Here is a 17,631-nt window from a genome sequence, read left to right as displayed (position 1 = left end):
GGGGAGGCTCTTGAGTCCCGACGTTTTCGGCTCCGCGCGGGTCGAAGCCGCGCTGCGGTCGATTGAAGGCGTCGGGCCTGAAGGGCTTCGCTCAAGGATGAAGGCGGAGCCGGTTTGCCGATACGGATCGGCGTGCCGGTCGCGATAGCGCGAGCGTGTCGCGGCGGATCGGAAAGCATCGGGCCTGAAGGCCCTCCCACACAGCGATGGGAGGATCTTCGGGCCCTACTGTTTTCCAGGCAGGCGATTGCTTTCAGTCCCGATGCTTTCGGCGCAATGGGAGCGCCTTTCAGCCTCGGTGCTCTCAATGCGGCAGGGAGGCTTCATGCCTCGACGCTTTCCATATGCCGGGATGGCCGGAGCCTCTGATGCTTTCGACGCCCCGGAATGGCCTGAGACTCCGGTGCTTTCGATGCACCAGAATGGCCTGAGTTCCAATGCTTTCGATGCATGGGAGGGCTTCATGCCTCGATGCTTTCGACGCAGTGGGAGGGCCTTCAGGCCCGACGCTTTTGTTCCAGGTCGCTGCGCACTATGCCCAAGCCCCGGACCTTTCCCGCCGGCCGTCTCTAGAGTGTGCGCGCGCAGACCCAGGCATCGACCCGTTGCGCTCCGGCGCGTCGCAGCGCCAGCGCGGCGGCGTGCAGCGTGGCGCCGGTGGTCATCACGTCGTCGATGAGGATCGCGTGCATCGGTGGCGCGGCGGCGCCGGTCCAGGCGAAGGCATCGCGCAGGTTGCGCCGGCGTCGGGCGGCGTCCAGGCGCGATTGCGCCGGGGTGGCGCGGAGGCGATGCAGGCCGGTGGCGCACAAGGCCAGGCCCAGGCGCCGCGACAGCGGGCGGGCCAGTTCCAACGCCTGGTCGTAGCCGCGTTCGCGCAGGCGGCCGCGGTGCAGTGGGATCGGCACCAAGGTCGGTGTGTCGCGCGCAGCGGTTGTCGCGGTCCGGCGGCCCGGTTCGCCAGTGGCGCGGCGCGCGTTCGGGCGTTCGCTGGCCTGCGCGGCGGACTGCCGTGGGGTTGCGGCCGCGCCGTTCGCGAGCAAGCTGGCCGCGCGCGGCGCGAATGCCGCCGCCATGGTCGATGCCAGCAAGCGGCCGGCGGCGAGGTCGCGATGGAATTTGAAGCGCGGCAGCAGGCGGTCGAGCGGTGCGCGATAGAACGCCGCGGCGCGCACTTCGTGCAAGGGCGATGCGCGATTGCGGCAGGCGCCGCAGCGGTCGCGGCGCATATCGGCGGCGCGCGGTGCGGAATCGGCTGGATGCCAGCGATCGGCTTCGAGGTCGGTATCGAGGTTCGCATCGAGCGCTATATCAGGACCCGCATCAAGAGCCGCACCAAGCGTCGCACCGAGAACCGCCCCGCGGTCTGCGTCGCTCCCGCCGTCGCGGACCCTAGCGACCGCGCCCTCGGTTTCGCCGGCCACGTCCACCGGCAGCGGCATCGCGCATCCCAGGCAACTGCGTCCGGTGCGCGGCCAATGCGTCCAGCAAGTCGCGCACAGATCGCAGCCGGCCAGGCCGGGTTCGGCGCAGGCCAGGCAGCGCGCGGGCCACAGCGACCAGCCCAGGCGCGACCAGAAGCCGGCGGGGCAGGCGAGGGCGAACGTGTCTGGATTCATGGGCGTAGTGTTCGCGATGGCGCGCGCGCGGGTTATCGGCGCTGCAGCGGTGGTTGGGTCGGGGAAAGCCGGAGAGGCGGGCCGGGAAATGCCCCTGGGCTCCGCGGCGCGGCGCCGGCTCGCGGGTCGGCGCCGTGTCCGGGCTCAAGACGTCGGCACTGAAGTCCTTCCCGCTCAGGCGCGATGGCTGCCAAGCCGGTTTGGATGATCCGTCCCCGCGGGTGTCGCCGGCCTTGTTCGGCCCTCGACCGAGCCCACGCCGCTACGCGGATCGTCGCCCTGCGCGGCGGCTTCATGGCCGCATTCGATCGCCGAGGCCAGGCTCAGCGCATCGCTGTAGTCGAGCCCCGCCTGTTTAAGCGGCCTCGTCGTCCGGCGGCGCGTACCCGGACCGCCTTGCCCAATCGGTCCGTCGTCGCGAAAACGGCGCCGCGAACGTCGTTCAGGGATGCTGGTGCCGGGGCCCCGCCCGTCGTCCGTGTCCTGACGGCGCCCCAACACATGCTATCGCGCATCGAACAAGCGCCGAACGGCCGCAACCTGCAGAGAACTGCCGACAAGATGCGCTCATCTGTCGCTTCGCACGCCGTCAACCATCTGTGCATCACCTCGGTTGACAGCCCCCCGGCCACTTCCCAGACTGCCCGTTCCGGCCGCGCTGACGCGTCCGGTTCCCTTTCGCCCGCCGTCAGTGCAGTCCGCTGGAGCCAGCCCGGTGCCCAACATGTCCCCCGAATCGACCCCGCTGCGTCACGACTGGTCCCGCGCCGAGGTCCGCGCGCTGTTCGACCTGTCCTTCCCCGAGCTGCTGCACCGCGCCGCGAGCGTGCACAAGGCCCACTTCGATCCGGCCGAGGTCCAGGTCAGCACCCTGCTGTCGGTCAAGACCGGCGGCTGCCCGGAAGACTGCGCCTACTGCCCGCAGGCCCAGCGCTACCACACCGGTGTCGACGCGACCAAGCTGATGAGCACCGAGGCGGTGCTGGAGAAGGCCAGGCAGGCCAAGGCCGCCGGCGCCTCGCGCTTCTGCATGGGCGCGGCCTGGCGCTCGCCGAAGGACCGCGACATCCCCAAGGTCGCGGCGATGATCCGCGAGGTGAAGTCGCTCGGCCTGGAGACCTGCGCCACTCTGGGCATGCTCTCGGGCGAGCAGGCGCAAAAGCTCAAGGCCGCCGGCCTGGACTACTACAACCACAATCTCGACACCGCGCCGGAGTTCTACAACGAGATCATCCGCACCCGCGAGTTCCAGGACCGCCTGGACACGTTGGAGCACGTGCGCGACGCCGGCATGAAGACCTGCTGCGGCGGCATCGTCGGCATGGGCGAGTCGCGCGAGCAGCGCGCCGGCCTGCTGCAGACCCTGGCCAACCTGCCCGCGCACCCCGATTCGGTGCCGATCAACCGCCTGGTCCAGGTCGAGGGCACGCCGCTGGCCGGAACCACCGAGCTGGATCCGTTCGAATTCGTGCGCACCATCGCGGTTGCGCGCCTGATGATGCCCAAGTCGATGGTCCGTCTCTCCGCCGGTCGAGAATCGATGAGCGACGAGCTGCAGGCGCTGTGCTTCCTGGCCGGCGCCAACTCGATCTTCTACGGCGAGAAGCTGCTGACCACCGGCAACCCGGACACCGAGCGCGACCTCGCCCTGTTCGCGCGCCTGGGCCTGCGGCCGATGCAGGTCGTGGAGACCGCGGGCACCGTCCATGCGAGTATTGAAGACCACGAGGCACTTCCCGCCCACACCTGCGCCGCCTGAGCGGCGGAGCCACCTGCCATGAGCAGCCAGCGAATCCTTTGGCGCGACCGCGTCCATGCCGCACAAGCCCAGCGCGTGGCGGCCGCGCGCAGCCGCACCCACCGCGCGGTGAGCCACCGCGACGGCGCGCGCTGCGAAGTCGAAGGGCGTTCGCTGGTCAATTTCTGCGGCAACGACTACCTCGGCCTGTCGCAGCATTTCGCGGTGATCAACGCGTTCCAGGACGCGGCCTCGCGCGAGGGCACCGGCGGCATCGCATCGCATCTGGTCTGCGGCCATCACGCCCAGCACGAGGCGCTGGAGCGCGAACTGGCCGACTGGCTGGAATCGCCGCGCGCGCTGCTGTTCGGCAGCGGCTTCATGGCCAACATCGCCGCGGTGCAGGGCCTGCTCGGCGAGGAAGACGTGTGCGTGCAGGACCGGCTCAACCACGCCAGCCTGATCGACGCCGCGCGCCTGGCCGGCTGCCGTCTGCGCCGCTATCCGCACGCCGATCCCGAAGGCGCGATCCGCCAGCTGCGCAACGTCCCCGACGGCCTGGCGATGCTGGCCACCGACGGCGTCTTCAGCATGGACGGCGACATTGCCCCGCTGCGCGACCTGGCCCTGGTGGCGCGCGCGCAGAAGGCGGTGCTGTACGTCGACGACGCCCACGGCGTCGGCGTGACCGGCCCGGACGGGCGCGGCACGGTCGCCGCGGCGCGGTTGTCGGTGCAGGAAGTGCCGCTGCAGCTGGCGACGTTCGGCAAGGCGCTCGGCAGCTACGGCGCGGCGCTGCACGGCGACGCCGAACTGATCGGGCACCTGGCCGAAACCGCGCGCAGCCACCTGTACACCACCGCGTTGCCGCCGGCGCAGGCCGCGGCCACGCGCGCGGCGATCAAGCTGGCGCGCAACGACCATTGGCGGCGCGAGAAGCTGGCCGACCTGACCTCGCACTTCCGCGAACGCGCGATCCAGCTCGGCCTGGAACTGCTGCCCTCGGGCACGCCGATCCAGCCGGTGATGTGCGGCGACGACCGCCGCGCGCTGGCGATGGCGCAGGCGCTGGAGCAGCAGGGCTACTGGGTCGCGGCGATCCGTCCGCCGACCGTGCCGGAAGGGCGCGCGCGGCTGCGGGTGACGTTCTCGGCGCTGCACACGCGCGAACAGGTCGACGGCCTGATCGAAGCGCTGGCGCGCGCGGCCGAGCGGGTGGCGATCGAGCGCGCCGACGAAGCCGCGATGGCGGCGGTCGGGGCCGGGCGCTGAGGCGGCTCATGGCGACGCAATCGCTAGCGATGTGGCGGTGAATCGCGAAGTTTTTTCGGCGCTCCTGCGAAGGCGGGCTCCGCTTTGCTTCGGCGGAGCCGAACATCCAGGGCTTCACCGAGGCATGACGCTGAAGTCTCTGGATCCCCGCGTTCGCGGGGATGACGAGTAATAGCAACAGCACTACAGGCAATACCCACCCTCCGTCGTTCCCGCGAACGCGTGGACGACCAGCAGCACGACGGGCAACACCCGGTTTCGCGCCGCCCGGCCCAGCGCCGGCGGCACCGCAACGCAGCAACACGGACTTTCCATGTACATCCAAACCGCCGGCGCCCCCGCCGGCAGCGGCCGCCCGGCGCTGGCGCTGATCCACGGCTGGGCCATGCACGCCGGCCTGTTCGCGCCGCTGGTCGAGCGCCTCGGCGAGGCCTTCACCCTGCACCTGGTCGATCTGCCGGGCCACGGCTACGCCCGCGAGGACGCCACGCCGCTGGATCCGAAGGCGCTCGCCGCCGACCTGGTGCAGCGCATTCCCGACGCCCACTGGTTGGGGTGGTCGCTCGGCGGCCAGGTCGCGCTGCGCGCCGGGCTCGACCATGCCGACCGCGTGCGCGGCTTGATCCTGATCGCGTCCTCGCCGCGCTTCGTGGTCGGCGACGACTGGCCGCACGGGGTGCAGCCGAGCCTGTTCCGCAATTTCGGCGAAGCGCTCGGGCGCGATTTCCGCGGCACCCTGGAAGGATTCCTCGCGCTGGAAGCGCTGGGCTCGGCCAAGGCCCAGGAGGAACTGCGCCACCTGCGCCAGCTCGCCTTCGAGCGCGGCGATCCGGCGCCGCGCGCGCTGCAGGAAGGGCTGGTGCTGCTGGACGAATTCGACGTGCGCGCCGAGCTGCCGCGACTGCGCGTGCCGAGCCTGTGGATCTCCGGCCGCCGCGACCGGCTGGTGCCGGCCGGGGCGATGCCGGCCGCGGCCGCGCTCGCGCCGCGGGGCCGCAGCGAGGTCATCGCCAGCGCCGGCCACGCGCCGTTCCTCGGCGCCACCGACGAAGTCGCCGCGTCGATCGAGGCGTTCGTGGCGCAAGCGCCCGCGCCGGCCGTCGCCGTTTGAAACCGCCGCTCGAACCCACCCCTCGAACCCACCGCTTGAGCCCGTCACGTGAACCCGTCGTCGCGCCATCGCCCGTCCCAGCCTGTCGCCCCGGTCGCCGGCGCAGCGCGCCGTTCGCGCGAACGCGCCGGTTGCGTCGCCCGCGCTCGAACCCCGCGTCCGTGAACTACCCGCTCCGGGCCCGCCGCATTGCCGCGACCCCCGTGAGCCCACTGCATTACCGAGTCCCGTCATGACCGATCTGTTCGACCACCGCCAAGTGCGCCGCTCGTTCTCGCGCGCCGCGCACGGCTACGACCAGGCCGCCGCGCTGCAGCGCGAAGTCGGCGCGCGCCTGAGCGAAACCCTGGATTATCTCGACGAGCGCGTGCCCGATGTGGTCGTCGACGTGGGCTGCGGCCCCGGCCACCTCAGCGCGGCGATGCAGCAGCGCTGGCCGCGCGCGCAGGTGATCGCGCTCGACCTCGCCCTGCCGATGCTGCGCGAGGCGCGCGGCCGCTTCGGCGAGGGCGGCTGGCGCCCGCGCCTGCTCGGCGGCGCGCGCCGGCCCGATCCGGTCTGCGCCGACGCGCGCGCGCTGCCGCTGCGCGACGCCAGCGTCGATGTGCTGTTTTCCAACCTGTGCCTGCAATGGGTCGAGGACCTGCCGGCGGTGTTCGCCGGTTTCCGTCGCGTGCTCAAGCCCGGCGGCCTGTTGCTGGTCTCGACTTTCGGCCCGGACACCCTGTTCGAACTGCGCGGCGCCTTCGCCGAAGCCGACGCGGCGCCGCACGTGAGTCCGTTCGCCTCGATCGCCCAGTTCGGCGACGCGCTGATCGCGGCCGGCTTCAAGAACCCGGTGCTGGACCGCGACGAATTCGTGCTCGGCCACGACGACCTCGGCCACCTGATGCGCGAGCTGCGCACGCTCGGCGCCACCAACGCCAGCGTCGACCGCCGCCGCAGCCTCACCGGCCGCGCCCGCTTCGCCCGCGCCGCCGAGGCCTACGAGCCGCTGCGCGGCGCCGACGGCAAGCTGCCGGCGACCTGGGAAGTGGTCTACGCCCACGCCTGGGGCCCGGAGCCGGGCACGCCGATCCGGGTCGGCGGGGTCGATGAAGTGCAGGTGCCGGCGTCGAGCATCCGCGTGCGCCAGCGGCCGTGAGCGCGCGCCGGCACGCGCTGTACGCGGTGCTGATCGCGCTGGCCTCGGCGCTGTTCTTCACCTGCACCTACGTGCTCAACCGCGCCGCCGCCGACGGCGACGGGCACTGGGCCTGGACCGCGTCGCTGCGGTACCTGTTCACCCTGCCGATGCTGTTGGCGGTGATGCCGCTGCAGGGCGGGATCGGGCCGGTGTGGCGCGCGATCCGCGCCCATCCGGGACCGTGGCTGGCCTGGAGCGCGGTCGGCTTCGGCTTGTTCTACCTGTGCCTGAGCTACGCCGCCGCCAGCGGCCCGTCGTGGCTGGTCGCCGCGACCTTCCAGCTCACCGTGATCGCCGGGATGCTGTGCGCGCCGCTGCTCTATCGCGACGAACGCGCGCGCGTGCCGTTGCCGGCGCTGCTGGTCGGCGCGGCCATCGTCGCCGGCGTGCTGTTGATGCAGCTCGGCCACGGCGGCGGCCGGCTCGACCGCGCCGGCTGGATCGCGCTGATCTGCGTGGCGGTGGCCGCGTTCGCCTATCCGCTCGGCAACCGCGGCCTGCTGTTGCACCTGGAGCGGGCCGGGATCGAACTCAACGCCACCCAGCGCGTGTTCGGCATGACCCTGGCGAGCCAGCCGCTGTGGTGGGCGAGCGCGCTCTACGCCGGCGTCGAGGCCGGCGCGCCGACGGCCGCGCAGGCGTGGCTGGCCGCGGGCGTGGCGCTGGGCGCGGGAGTGATCGCCACGATCCTGTTCTTCCAGGCCACCGGCATGGTCCGCAACGATCCCACCGCGCTGGCCGCGACCGAGGCGATGCAGGCGGCGGAAATCGTCTTCGCCACCGCGATCGGCGCGCTGTGGCTGGGCGAGGCGTGGCCGCGCGGCCAGGCGCTGGCCGGGGCCGGGATCGTGGTGCTGGGCATCGTCGGCTTCAGCGCGGTGGCCGCGCGCGCCGCCGCCGGCAACGAGCGGCGGCTGCGGCGGTTGCGCAGCGATCGCGGCGGCTGAGGCGCCGATCCGCCAACGTTGATCGCGCCAGGCGGCACGTTCGCGGACGTTCGCCGCCGCTGGCGTCGCCACGCCGGGCCGGCGAAGCGGGCGCCGTGCGCTCGCGCGGCACGCGCCGGGCACGCGAGCGCCGCCCCGCACGCGCGCGCAGCGGCTAGACTTCGACGTTCTCTTCGCAGGCGGGAGCGGGCCGGGACATGCGCAAGGCGGTGTGGGCGCTGACGATCGCGTTGCTGTGCGCGCTGCTGGCGGGCATGCCGGCGGCCGCGCAATCGCTCAAGGTCGACGTGCTGCTCACCGAGACCGACCTGCAGACCCCGCCGGTCGGCGCGCCGGTGCTGCGCAGCCTGGTCGCCGAACGCCCGACCGACGCCATCCGCTTCAGCCTGCCGCGGCGCGAGGAAGGCTATTGGCTGCGCCTGACCAGCCAGCGCACGATCAAGCCCGGCGACGGCCAGATCCTGGTGGTGCGCGGGCTGCGCGCGTCCGGGCCGCTGCTGTACTACCCGCCCGGGGTCAGCAGCGCGCGCGAGATCGAGGACGCCGAACACGGCGGCGTGCCGCTGATGCGGCGCGGCTGGGTGCTGCCGCTGCCGAACGGCTGGCCGACCTCGTCGGTGGCCTACGTGCGCATCCAGGGCCGCGCGGCGATGAGCGAGATGCGCCTGAGCTTCGCCACCATTCCCGAACTGGCGCGGCAGGAGCGCGGCGACGCGCGCTTCATGGCCGCCGCGTTCACCGCGATGATGCTGATGGCGGTGGCCATGGTCGGGGTGTGGGTGGCGTTCCGCGACTTCGTCTACCTCGGCTACGGCGCCTACCTGGCGTGCATGGCCACCTACCTGCTGCTGCGCTCGGGCGACGCCTCGGAAATGTGGGGCCTGGCCGGCATGGCCAACGAACCGGCGGTGGGTTGGGCGCTGGCGACCCTGGCGACGATCTTCCAGCTCGGCTTCAGCGTGCGCTTCCTCGACCTGCCGCGGCTGATGCCGCGCACCACCTGGGTGCTGCGGATCGTGCAGTGGGCCAACATCGTCTGGCTGCTGGTGTTGCTGCTGCTGCGCGAACACGTCTACGGCTGGTGGTACATCGGCGGCAACGCGCTGTTGCTGCTGGGCGTGCCGCTGATGCTGGTGATCGCGGTCGCGGCCTGGCGCAAGGGCGCGCCGTACGCGGGCTATTACCTGCTGGGCTGGACGCCGATGCTGGTGCTGGCGGCGGCGCTGGCGGCCAACATCCTCGGCCTGCAGGACGCCGAGTGGGCCGAGCGCGGGCTGGCGCTGACCGCGGTGCTGGAATCGGCGGTGCTGGCGCTGGCGTTGAGCCAGCACGCCGCCAACCGCCACCGCATCGTGCTGCTGGCGCGGCAGTCGGTCGAGCGCGATCCGCTGACCGGCGCGCTCAACGCCCAGGTGCTGGAGCAGATGCTGCAGGCCTGGTCGTCGCCGGGCAGCCTCAACGTCAACAACTACGCGCTGTTGCTGGTCGACCTGGACGGCTTCGGCGAGGTCAACGCGCGTTACGGCCGCGCGGTCGGCGACGCGCTGCTGCAACAGGCGCTCTCGCGCATGCGCGGGGTGCTGCGTCCGGACGACACCATCGCGCGCATGGAGGGCGACTGCTTCGGCATCGTCAGCGAATGCGAGCGCGCCGAGAGCGAGATGCTGGCGCGGCGCATCGGCGAGACCTTCGCCCAGCGTCCGTTCCGCATCGACAGCCACGAGATCGTGATGAGCGTGAGCATCGGCCTGGCGATGTCGCAACGCGGCGAGAGCGTGCCGGCGTTGTTCGAACGCGCGCGGCTGGCCCTGCGCCACGCCGCGGCGGCCGGGCGCAACGCGGTCAGCACCGCCCAGGGCGGCGGCCGCGACGTGGCGGTGGTGCTGCAAGCCGAATGAGCGCGGCGGTCGCGGCGGCTGCGACGGCCGCGCGCTAACGTTCCTCACGCAGAACTAACGCAACGGCCACGTCCGATCGACGTTGGCCGCGTCCAGGCTGAACGTCTTAAGCCGCCTCGCCGATCTTCACCTGCATTGCATCGGCCAGGGCCTAGCTTGGTCCACGGAGATGAGCAAGTCGATGCGAGCCATGAGCAATCACGACGAAACGGAGGTCGGCGCGGCGGCGTTCGTGCAGGCGATAGATCCGGGCGAGTACCGCGAGCACTTTCATCGCGAATTCCGCTTCGCCCCGTACTACAGCGCCGGCCGGGAATGGCCCGATTACGAACCGGCGTATCGCTACGGATACGACCGTTACCTGCATTGTGGCGGGCGGCGCTTCGAAGAGGTCGAAGAAGCGCTGGCCCGCGAATGGAACCACTGCCGCGCCGCCTCGCGGCTGCACTGGACCGAAGCGCGCGAGGCGGTGCGCGACGGTTGGCACCACATCGAACGCAACCTGCCCCACGCGCTCGATCGGCCCCTGCGCTGACATCACGCGCACCGGCCCACCGCTCCCCCGGCGCTCTCTCCCCCGGGGAGCCGACTGGTCGCCCGTAGTGGGGCGACCTTTTTTTTGGAATAAGCGGCGCGGGACGTGCACGGGTCGCCGGGACGGTGCGGCCGCGCGCGCGCCGGCCCCGTCGCTGCCCGCATTCCCTTCGCCCTCTCGTTCCCGCCTGCCGCCCGGGCTTGCCGATCCTGCCGAAGCCCGGATCGTCCGCGCCGCGCATCCTCCCGCCGCTTTGCCCGGCTTGATAGCATTCGTGTCCCCCAAGCACACAAGGCCCATTCCATGGCCGACACCCCCGACAAGCCCAGCCGCGAGCAAGCCGAGGCCGCGGTCCGCACCCTGCTGGCCTGGGCCGGCGAGGACCCGAGCCGCGAAGGCCTGCTCGACACGCCCAAGCGCGTGGTCACCGCCTACGGCGACTGGTTCAGCGGCTACGACGACGACCCGCGCGAATACCTGGCGCGCACCTTCGAGGAAGTGGCCGGCTACGACGAGATGATCGTGCTGCGCGACATCGAGTTCGAAAGCCACTGCGAGCACCACATGGCGCCGATCATCGGCAAGGCGCACGTGGGCTACCTGCCCAGCGGCAAGGTCGTGGGCATCAGCAAGCTCGCGCGCGTGGTCGAGACCTACGCGCGCCGCTTCCAGGTGCAGGAGAAGATGACCGCGCAGATCGCCCAGTCGATCCAGGACGTGCTGCAGCCGCTCGGCGTCGGCGTGGTGGTCGAAGGCGCGCACGAGTGCATGACCACGCGCGGCGTGCACAAGCGCGGCGTCAGCATGATCACCTCGAAGATGCTCGGCATGTTCCGCGACGACGCGCGCACGCGCGCCGAGTTCCTGCGCTTCATCGACGTCGGCCCGGGGCGCTGAGCCCCGGCTGTAGCGGGAGGGCCTTCAGGCCCGATGCTCTTGTTCCAGATCGCTGCGGCCTGAAAGAACAGCATCGGGCCTGAAGGCCCTCCCACATCGCTCAACCGGTCTTGGCCAGCTTCTCGTCGCGCGCGGCCGCCAGCGGCGCGCGCTCGCGCAGCAGCGACACGATCCCCGCCGCCGCCTCGCGGCCTTCGAACGCCGCGGTGACCACCAGGTCGGCGCCGCGCACCGCGTCGCCGCCGGCGAACACCTTCGGGTTGGCGGTCTGGTACGGCAGTCCGGCCGCGGTCTTGCGCCGGGTCGCGCAGCTTTCGCTGGTCGCCAGGACCTTGATCCGGCCGTTGTCGGCCAACTCGATGCCCTGCTGCGCCAGCCACGCCGGCGGGTCGGGCTGGAAGCCGAACGCGATCACCACCACGTCGGCGTCGAGCGTCTCCTCGCTGCCTTCGACGATTTCGGCGCGCTGGCGGCCGCGCGCGTCGGGCGCGCCGAGCCGGGTCTGGGCCACGCGCACGCCGCCGACCGCTTCGCCGTCGCCGATCAGCTCCAGCGGCTGGCGGTTGAACAGGAACTGCACGCCTTCCTCGCGCGCGTTGGCGACTTCGCGCGCCGAGCCGGGCATGTTGACCTCGTCGCGGCGGTACACGCAGCTGACTTGGGCCGCGCCCAGCCGCACCGCGCTGCGCACGCAGTCCATGCCGGTGTCGCCGCCGCCGAGCACGATCACCCGCTTGCCGCGCAGGTCGGGCAGTTCGATATGGTCTTCCCAGCCGGCGATCGGCGCCGAACTCGCGTTCGCGCCCTCGCCGTGGACGATGCGCCCGTTCTGGACCAGGAACGGCAGCGCCGGCAGCACGTGGCGCAGGTCCTGGCCCGGCAGGCCGCCGTCGGTGTAGCGATAGGTGCCCAGGCCGAGGAACACCGCGTCGAACTCGGCGACCAGCGCGTCGAAGGCGATGTCGCGGCCGATCTCGACGCCGAGGCGGAACTGTACGCCCATGCCTTCGAGCACCTCGCGGCGGGTGGCCATCACCGACTTCTCCAGCTTGAAGCTGGGGATGCCGAAGTGCAGCAACCCGCCGATGTGTTCGTAGCGATCGAACACCACCGCCTGGATGCCGGCGCGGGCGAGGCGGTCGGCGCAGGACAGCCCGGCCGGGCCGGCGCCGACGATGGCGACGCGATGGCCGCTGGCGGTCACCGCGGACAGGTCGGGGCGCCAGCCGTCGGCGAGCGCGTTGTCGACGATGTACTTCTCGACCGCGCCGATGGTGACCGCGCCGAAGCCGTCGTTGAGCGTGCAGCTGCCTTCGCACAAGCGGTCTTGCGGGCACACCCGGCCGCAGACTTCGGGCAGCGGATTGGTCTCGTGGCACAGCGAGGCGGCTTCGTGCAGGCGGCCTTCGCGCGCCAGCTCCAGCCAGTTGGGAATGTAGTTGTGCAGCGGGCAGGCCCAGCCGCAGTACGGGTTGCCGCAGTCCAGGCAACGGCCGGCCTGCTTCTTGGCTTCGACTTCGGCGAAGCGGCCGTACAACTCGCCCCAGTCGCCGTCCAGGCGCAATTGCAGCGGAATGCGCGAGGGCATCTCGCGCGGGGCATCGCGGAATTGGAAGACTTGCTTCTTGCTCATGCTTGCTGGACTCGATGGCGTTGTCGACACACGGCGATGGAAGCGTTGCGAAGCGGCGATGCCAGCGGTTTTACCGGGGAAAGGCCGCGTTCGCTGGTAATTCGGATCATCGTCGTCGCCTCGGCGGGTGTCGTCGTCCGCGTCGCCGACGCGGCGCGGGCGCAAACGGAACGGGTAAAAGCGGAATGGGTGAAAGCGGACGCGCGCGCCATCACGCCGCGCTCCTCAGGGTTTCGGCCAGCGATTCCAGGCTCGCGGCCTTGGGCTTGACCAGCCAGAACTTGCCCAGGTAATCGCGCATCTCGTCGAGGATGCGCCGCGCCCAGGCGCTGCCGGTCAGCGCCACGTGCGTCTCCAACAGGTCGTGCAGGTGCGAGCGGTGGTGCTCGAAACCGTCGGCGGAGATGCGCAGGATGTCGATCAGCTCGTGGTTGTAGCGGTCGACGAAATCGCGCTCGACATCGAGCACGTAGGCCATGCCGCCGGTGAAGCCGGCGCCGAAGTTCAGGCCGGTGCGACCGAGCACCGCGACCACGCCGCCGGTCATGTACTCGCAGCAGTGATCGCCGGCGCCTTCCACCACCGCGGTCGCGCCGGAGTTGCGCACGCCGAAGCGCTCGCCAGCGCGGCCGGCGGCGTAGAGCTCGCCGCCGGTGGCGCCGTACAGACAGGTGTTGCCGAGGATCGGGGTCTCGTGCGCGGCGTAGCGCGCGCCGGCGGGCGGGCGCAGCACGATGCGGCCGCCGGCCATGCCCTTGCCGACGTAGTCGTTGGCTTCGCCGGTGAGCTCGAACTGCAGGCCGCCGGCCTGGAACGCGCCGAAGCTCTGGCCGGCGGTGCCCTGGAAGCGCAAGGTCAGCGGCGCGTCGTTCATGCCGCGGTCGCCGTGGGCGCGGGCGATGCGCCCGGACAGGCGCGCGCCGATGCTGCGGTCGGTGTTGCGGATCTTGTAGCTGTACTCGCCGCCGGCCTTGTGCGCGATCGCCGCGGCCAGGTCGGTGTCGAGCTGCAGCGCCAGGCCTTCGGGCTCGGCCGGCGGCGCCGGCATGCCGCAATGGCCGCCGTGGGCCAGGCCCGAGCCGGCCAGCAGCGGCGACAGGTCCAGGCGCTGCTGGCGCACGCTGTCGCCGGCGCGCTGGCGCAGCAGGTCGGTGCGGCCGACGATTTCGCCGAGCGTGCGCACGCCCAGCGACGCCAGCCAATGGCGCACTTCCTCGGCCAGCAGGCGGAAGAAGTTCTCCACGCGTTCGGGCAGGCCGGTGAAATGGTCGCGGCGCAGCGCGTTGTCCTGCGTGGCCACGCCGGTGGCGCAGTTGTTGAGGTGGCAGATGCGCAGGTACTTGCAGCCCAGCGCGATCATCGGCGCGGTGCCGAAGCCGAAGCTCTCCGCGCCCAGCAGCGCCGCCTTGACCACGTCCAGGCCGCTCTTGAGCCCGCCGTCGGTCTGCAGGATCACGCGCTCGCGCAGGTCGTTGCCGATCAGCGCCTGGCGCGCCTCGGCCAGGCCCAGTTCCCACGGCGTGCCGGCGTAGCGGATCGACGACAGCGGGCTGGCGCCGGTGCCGCCGTCGTGGCCGGACACGGTGATCAGGTCGGCGCCGGCCTTGGCCACGCCGGTGGCGATGGTGCCCACGCCGGCGTGCGAGACCAGCTTCACCGAGATCAGCGCCTGCGGATTGACCTGGCGCAGGTCGTGGATCAGCTGGGCCAAGTCTTCGATCGAATAGATGTCGTGGTGCGGCGGCGGCGAGATCAGGCCGATGCCCGGCATCGCGTAGCGCAGCCGCGCGATCAGCTCGTTGACCTTGTGCCCCGGCAGCTGGCCGCCTTCGCCGGGCTTGGCGCCCTGGGCGACCTTGATCTGCAGCACTTCGGCGTTGACCAGGTACTCCGGGGTGACGCCGAAGCGGCCCGACGCGATCTGCTTGATCTTCGAGACCTTGTCGCTGCGGTAGCGCGCCGGGTCCTCGCCGCCTTCGCCGGAGTTCGAGCGCCCGCCGAGCCGGTTCATCGCGATCGCCAGCGCCTCGTGCGCTTCCGGCGACAGCGCGCCCAGGCTCATCGCGGCCGAGTCGAAGCGGCGCACGATGGCTTCGATGGGTTCGACATCTTCCAGAGGAATCGCCCGCGAAGGATCGGCTTCGAGTTCCAGCAGGTCGCGCAGCGCCGCGGTCGGGCGTTCGTTGACCGCTTCGGCGTAATGCTGCCAATCGCTCCACTGCCCGCTGCCGACCGCGCGCTGCAGGCGGGTGACCACGTCGGGGTTGAACAGGTGGTACTCGCCGCCGGGCGTGTACTTGAGCAGGCCGCCGATCTCCGGCAGCCGGTTCGGATTCCAGGCGATGTCGGCGAGGGTTTCGTCGTCGCCCTGCAGCAGCGCGAAGCCGGCGCCGCTGATGCGCGAGGGCGTGCCGGCGAAGCACAGGTCGACGACTTCCCGGTCCAGGCCGATGATCTCGAACAGCTGCGCGCCGCGGTAGCTGCCGATGGTGGCGATGCCCATCTTCGAGATGATCTTGAGCAGGCCCTTCTTGATCGCGCGGCGGTAGCTGCGGCCGATCTGCGCGACCTCGCCGTGCTTGGTGCGCAGGATGCCGCGCGCGCCCAGGTCGTGCAGGGTCTGGTAGGCCAGGTACGGATACACCGCGGTCGCGCCGAAGCCGATCAGGCAGGCGAAGTGGTGCGGGTCGCGCGCGGTGCCGGTCTCGATGATGAGGTTGGCTTCGCAGCGCAGGCCGATCCGCACCAGGTGCTGGTGGATCGCGCCGGTGGCCAGCAGCGCGTGCATCATCAGCGCGTCGCGGCGCGGGCGGCGGTCGCTGACGATCAGCAGCACGATGCCTTCGCGGGTGGCGTCCTCGGCCTCGCGGCACAGCCGCAGCAGCGCCGCCTGCAGCCCTTCCTCGGCGCTGTAGTTGAGGTCGATGTAGCGGTGCGACTGGTCGTAGGGCGCCATCGCAAGCAGCTGGCGCAGCTTGCGCTGGGCCAGCACCGGCGAGTTGAGGTGGATGTGGCCGACGTTGTTCGGCCCGTCGACGAAGATGTTGCCCTCGCGCCCGATCTGGGTCGCCAGCGACATCACGCAGTCCTCGCGCAGCGGGTCGATCGGCGGGTTGGTGACCTGGGCGAAGGCTTGGCGGAAGTGGTCGTACAGCGGCCGCACCTGTTGCGAGAGCACCGCCATCGGCACGTCGTCGCCCATCGAGCCGGTGGCTTCCTGCTCGATCTCGGCCAGCGGGCGCAGCACCTGCTCGCGCTCTTCGCGGGTCAGCTGGAACAGCTTCTGGAAGCCGGCGAGGGTTTCGTGGTCGAACGGTTCGGCGGCCAGGTTCGGATCGATCAGTTCGCTGTGCAGGTAGGTCATGCCCTGCTTGAGCCAGCGCTTGTACGGCGCGCGCGCGCGGTTGACCCGGTCGATGGCTTCCGAATCCAGCAGCTCGCCCTGATACAGGTCGACGGCGATCATCTCGCCCGGGCCGAGCTTGCCCTTGGCTTCGATCTCCTCGGCCGGCAGTTCCCACACGCCGGCTTCGGAGGCGATCAGGAAATGGCGGTCGCGCGAGCGCAGCCAGCGCGCCGGGCGCAGGCCGTTGCGGTCGAGCGTGCAGGCGGCGTAGCGGCCGTCGCAGGTGACGATGCCGGCCGGGCCGTCCCACGGCTCGGTGTTGAGCGCGTAGTACTCGTAGAACGCGGCGAGGTCGGCGTCCTTGTATTCGAGCGATTGGGTCGCCGGCGGAATCAGGATGCGCATCGCCTTGAGCAGGTCCATGCCGCCGGCCTGCAGCACTTCCAGCATGTTGTCGAGGCTTTGCGAGTCCGAGCCGTCGACGCTGACGATGTGCTCGAATTCGCGCAGGTCCAGGTTCGGCGTGCGCCAGGCGTGCGCGCGCGCCTGCGCCCAGGCGCGGTTGCCGGCGATGGTGTTGATCTCGCCGTTGTGGGCGAGCAGGCGGAACGGCTGCGCCAGCGGCCAGCGCGGCGTGGTGTTGGTGGAGAAGCGCTGGTGGAACACCACCGCGCTGGCGGCCAGTTCGGGTCGTTGCAGATCCGGATACAGCTGCATCAGCCGATCCGGCAGGACCATACCCTTGTAGCCGATGCTGGCCGAGGACAGGCTCACCACATAGAAGTCGCGCTCTTCGCGCAGGCGTTGCTCGGCGCGGCGCCGGGCCAGGAACAGCGAGCGCTGGAACGCGGCCGGATCGAACGGCGCGGCGGCGTCGACGAACACCTGCTCGATCCGCGGCATGGTCTGGCGTGCGAGTTCGCCGCAGGCGTCCAGGTTGGTCGGCACCACGCGCCAGCCGGTCACCCGCATGCCTTCGCTGCGCAGGGTGTCGTTGAGGGTGTCGCGCGCGCGCGCGGCGGCGTCGGCGTCGTGCGGCAGGAACACCAGGCCGGCGGCGAAGTTCGCGCCCGGACGGATGTTGGCTTCGCGCGCGATCAGGCGCAAGAACGCGTCGGGATGGCGGATCAGCAGGCCGCAGCCGTCGCCGCTGAGGCCGTCGGCGGCGACGCCGCCGCGATGGGTCATGCGCGACAGCGCTTCCAGGGCGCGGTCGACCAGGGCGCGGCTGGGACGATCGTCGAGCTGCGCGATCAGCCCGAAACCGCAGCTGTCCCGCTCGTCGCGGGGATCGTAGAGCCCCTGCGACTCCGCGCGCGCGCGGTTCGGGAGGCTCGGACATTCTTGCCTGGCTTGCATCGCATCTCCGGGACGAAAGGTGTTCCGTGGATCGCTAGCTCGCTACCGCAGCGCGTTGTGTCGGCTCGTCCTGCCTCGGTCGGGACGCTG

11 protein-coding genes and 2 pseudogenes are annotated in these 17,631 nt (G+C 71.3%); 8 read left to right on the top strand and 5 right to left on the bottom strand.

From position 1 onward, the window contains the following. Positions 1-304 precede the first annotated feature (304 nt). The 3 genes and pseudogenes from JHW41_RS27730 to JHW41_RS26100 all read right to left on the bottom strand — a co-directional run. Positions 305-529 (bottom strand): annotated as a pseudogene (locus tag JHW41_RS27730) (DUF6053 domain-containing protein); the annotation flags it as partial. Between the two features lie 40 nt (positions 530-569). Continuing rightward, positions 570-1,442 (bottom strand): ComF family protein, encoded by an 873-nt coding sequence (locus JHW41_RS25110; RefSeq protein WP_250448291.1) that lies wholly within the window; start codon positions 1,440-1,442, stop codon positions 570-572. A gap of 48 nt (positions 1,443-1,490) precedes the next feature. Beyond that, positions 1,491-1,619 (bottom strand): annotated as a pseudogene (locus tag JHW41_RS26100) (hypothetical protein); the annotation flags it as partial. Positions 1,620-2,343: 724 nt separating this feature from the next. On the opposite strand from JHW41_RS26100, the gene bioB reads away from it, so the two are divergent. The 8 genes from bioB (at position 2,344) to folE (ending at position 11,203) form a co-directional block, all read left to right on the top strand. Then, the gene (bioB, locus tag JHW41_RS25105; RefSeq protein WP_428995434.1) at positions 2,344-3,378 is read left to right on the top strand and encodes a biotin synthase BioB; all 1,035 of its coding nucleotides are present in this window, start codon (positions 2,344-2,346) and stop codon (positions 3,376-3,378) included. A gap of 18 nt (positions 3,379-3,396) precedes the next feature. Further along, positions 3,397-4,629 carry an 8-amino-7-oxononanoate synthase gene (gene bioF / locus JHW41_RS25100; RefSeq protein WP_250448289.1) on the top strand — a complete coding sequence of 411 codons (1,233 nt, stop codon included), beginning with the start codon at positions 3,397-3,399 and terminating at the stop codon, positions 4,627-4,629. 313 nt (positions 4,630-4,942) lie between these two features. Then, entirely contained in the window at positions 4,943-5,740 is a 798-nt protein-coding gene (gene bioH, locus JHW41_RS25095; RefSeq protein WP_250448287.1) for a pimeloyl-ACP methyl ester esterase BioH, read from the top strand. Positions 5,741-5,972: 232 nt separating this feature from the next. Next, a complete protein-coding gene (gene bioC / locus JHW41_RS25090) occupies positions 5,973-6,884 on the top strand; it encodes a malonyl-ACP O-methyltransferase BioC (protein ID WP_057945768.1) in 912 nt (303 codons plus the stop codon). Continuing rightward, the gene (locus tag JHW41_RS25085; protein WP_250448285.1) at positions 6,881-7,873 is read left to right on the top strand and encodes a multidrug resistance efflux transporter family protein; all 993 of its coding nucleotides are present in this window, start codon (positions 6,881-6,883) and stop codon (positions 7,871-7,873) included. The genes bioC and JHW41_RS25085 overlap by 4 nt, the downstream gene beginning before the upstream one ends. A 197-nt stretch (positions 7,874-8,070) precedes the next feature. Then, the gene (locus JHW41_RS25080) at positions 8,071-9,771 is read left to right on the top strand and encodes a sensor domain-containing diguanylate cyclase (protein ID WP_250448283.1); all 1,701 of its coding nucleotides are present in this window, start codon (positions 8,071-8,073) and stop codon (positions 9,769-9,771) included. Positions 9,772-9,961: 190 nt separating this feature from the next. Next, positions 9,962-10,306: a hypothetical protein gene (locus JHW41_RS25075; protein WP_123645902.1), complete on the top strand. Its 345-nt coding sequence runs from the start codon at positions 9,962-9,964 to the stop codon at positions 10,304-10,306. A gap of 303 nt (positions 10,307-10,609) precedes the next feature. Further along, complete coding sequence (folE, locus tag JHW41_RS25070) at positions 10,610-11,203, top strand: GTP cyclohydrolase I FolE (RefSeq protein WP_057945772.1); 594 nt, start codon at positions 10,610-10,612, stop codon at positions 11,201-11,203. 100 nt (positions 11,204-11,303) lie between these two features. On the opposite strand, the gene JHW41_RS25065 is transcribed toward folE, so the two are convergent. Further along, entirely contained in the window at positions 11,304-12,836 is a 1,533-nt protein-coding gene (locus tag JHW41_RS25065) for an FAD-dependent oxidoreductase (protein WP_250448281.1), read from the bottom strand. 211 nt (positions 12,837-13,047) lie between these two features. Then, positions 13,048-17,541, bottom strand: coding sequence for a glutamate synthase large subunit (gene gltB / locus JHW41_RS25060; protein ID WP_250448279.1), 4,494 nt, complete (start codon positions 17,539-17,541; stop codon positions 13,048-13,050). Positions 17,542-17,631 lie beyond the last annotated feature (90 nt).

Source organism: Lysobacter enzymogenes (assembly GCF_023617245.1).
GTDB lineage: Bacteria > Pseudomonadota > Gammaproteobacteria > Xanthomonadales > Xanthomonadaceae > Lysobacter > Lysobacter yananisis.
The sequence above is the reverse complement of the archived record's forward strand: the minus strand, read 5'-3'. Positions and strand labels throughout refer to the sequence as shown.